The following is a 2,135-nucleotide window of genomic DNA, read 5'->3' on the forward strand; positions in this document are numbered from 1 at the left end:
GGGCATCCACACGCGCATCGTGTACAAGAAAGAGTTCGACAAGATCAAGATCGCGCAATGGCTGTTCTCCCGCGTGGGCGGCTTCCCGGTGAGTCGCGGCGACGCCGACATGAAGGTCGTGCGCCGTGCGCGCGCAGCCCTGCAGCGCGGCGAGTGCCTGCTCATCTACCCCGAGGGTACACGCGTGAAGAACGACGCGGACGCCCAGGTGCACGGCGGCTACGTCCTCATGGCCCAGCTCGCGAAGGCCCCGGTTCAGCCGACCGCGGTCGTCGGCGCGAGGCACCTCAAGTTCCGCAGCCGCGTCGTCGTCAGGTGCGGCAAGCCCATCGAGTGGTCCGAGACGGGCGGCGGCAAGCGCAAGGAGCAGCTCGCCCGCATGGAGAAGATGGGCATGGACGCCGTCTATGCGCTTCGCGACGAGCTGCGCGCCGACTACCCTGAGCTCAAGGAATAGGAGACCCATGTCCGCACGCATCGAGATCGCCTCGGAGGCGGGCGCCTGCTACGGCGTCGAGCGCGCCCTGCGCATGGTTGAGGACGCTGCAAAGAGCTCCGAGGTCCCCGTCCACACCCTCGGCCCCCTCATCCACAACCCGCGCGTCGTCTCCGGCCTCGCCGAGAAGGGCGTGACCGTGGTCTCGTCCCCCGAGGAGTCCGCGGGCGATACCCTTCTGCTGCGCACGCATGGCGTCACGCCCGACGAGGAGCGCCGCGCCCGCGAGCTCTGCCACGAGGTGCTCGACGCCACCTGCCCCTTCGTGAAGAAGGTCCACCAGGCCGCGGCTCGTCTCGCGCGCGAGGGGTACCAGGTCGTCGTCGTGGGCGAGGCTGGCCACCCCGAGGTCGAGGCGACCCTGCCCCACGCCCCCGGCGCCGTCGTCGTGGGGTCCGCCGACGAGGCCGCGGCGCTTCCCTCCTGCAAGAAGATCGGCGTCGTCGTCCAGACGACGCAGTCGCGCGCGAACCTCGAGAAGGTCGTGGCTGCCCTGCTCGGCCGCGCCGAGGAGGTGCGCGTCGTCAACACCATCTGCGACGCCACGAGCGGGCATCAGGGCGCTTGCGCCGAGCTCGCGGCCCGCGCCGACGTGATGGTCGTCATCGGCGGCCGCATCTCCGCGAACACGAAGCGCCTCGCCGAGATCGCCTCCGGGCTCTGCCCGCGCACCCACCACATCGAGGGCGCAGACGAGCTCGACCCTTCGTGGTTCGACGGCGCCGAGCTCGTGGGCATCACAGCAGGCGCGAGCACCCCCGCGAGCCAGATCGCCGCCGTCCGCACCGCCATCGAGAGCATCGTCGCCTAAGCCCGCTTTCGGCCACCGACGAGTGCAGATAGACCAGGCGCTTTGCCGTGAATCGTCGGGCCGGCAGGGGCGCCATGGCTTGCGTTGGGCGAGTTCCGCATAAGCCGAAGGCCACTTAATGTGGCCTTCGTGCGAATAGGACTGCCCGAGCCTCAACGCAAGGCCATGGCGCCCCTGCCGGCCCATCCGCTCATGGTAAACTAACTATGATTGTCTATCTGCAAGGAGTACCACATGAGCAAGCCCATCGTCGCAGTCGTCGGCCGCCCGAACGTCGGCAAGTCCACGCTCGTCAACCGCATCGCGGTCACCCGCGACGCCATCGTCCACGAGTCCCGCGGCGTCACGCGCGACCGCAGCTACCACGAGGCCGACTGGAACGGCCGCGACTTCGTCATCATCGATACCGGCGGCATCGAGTCCATCAAGTCCAAGGACGTCTTTGCCCCCGGCATCCGCGAGCAGGCCATCCTCGCCACGCAGGAGGCCGACGTCATCATCTTCGTCGTCGACGGCGCCACCGGCATCACGGACGAGGACGAGGAGGTCGCGCGCATCGTCCGCAAGACCACCAAGCCCGTCTTCCTCGTGGTGAACAAGAAGGACAACCCCGCCAAGGAGCACGAGGACCTCTGGGACTTCTACGCCCTCGGCTGCGGCGAGCCCATGCCCATCAGCGCGACGCACGGCCACGGCACGGGCGACCTTCTCGACCTCGTCGTCGAGGCGTTCCCCGAGCCCGAGGAGCTCGAGGAGGGCGAGGCCGTCCTCTCCATCGCCATCGTCGGCCGCCCGAACGTCGGCAAGTCCTCGCTGGCCAACCGCCTT

General features: G+C 68.8%; 3 protein-coding genes. All 3 read left to right on the forward strand.

All coding sequences use genetic code 11. The features are described 5' to 3' along the window. Positions 1 to 457 (forward strand): lysophospholipid acyltransferase family protein (locus ACT84W_RS04435; protein WP_444328340.1); only part of this gene is annotated, 457 nt, incomplete at its 5' end. Between the two features lie 7 nt (positions 458 to 464). Continuing rightward, complete coding sequence (ispH, locus tag ACT84W_RS04440; RefSeq protein WP_432290544.1) at positions 465 to 1,307, forward strand: 4-hydroxy-3-methylbut-2-enyl diphosphate reductase; 843 nt, start codon at positions 465 to 467, stop codon at positions 1,305 to 1,307. A 234-nt stretch (positions 1,308 to 1,541) separates the two neighbouring features. Continuing rightward, the coding region (locus ACT84W_RS04445; RefSeq protein ID WP_444328341.1) for a GTPase at positions 1,542 to 2,135 on the forward strand (594 nt) is incomplete at its 3' end.

Source organism: Paratractidigestivibacter sp. (assembly GCF_052362415.1).
In the GTDB taxonomy this organism is placed as follows: Bacteria; Actinomycetota; Coriobacteriia; order Coriobacteriales; family Atopobiaceae; genus Paratractidigestivibacter.

Coding starts and splice junctions, on each gene's coding strand:
- ispH (WP_432290544.1), top strand. CDS start 465: ATGTCCGCACGCATCGAGATCGCCTCGGAGGCGGGCGCCTGCTACGGC.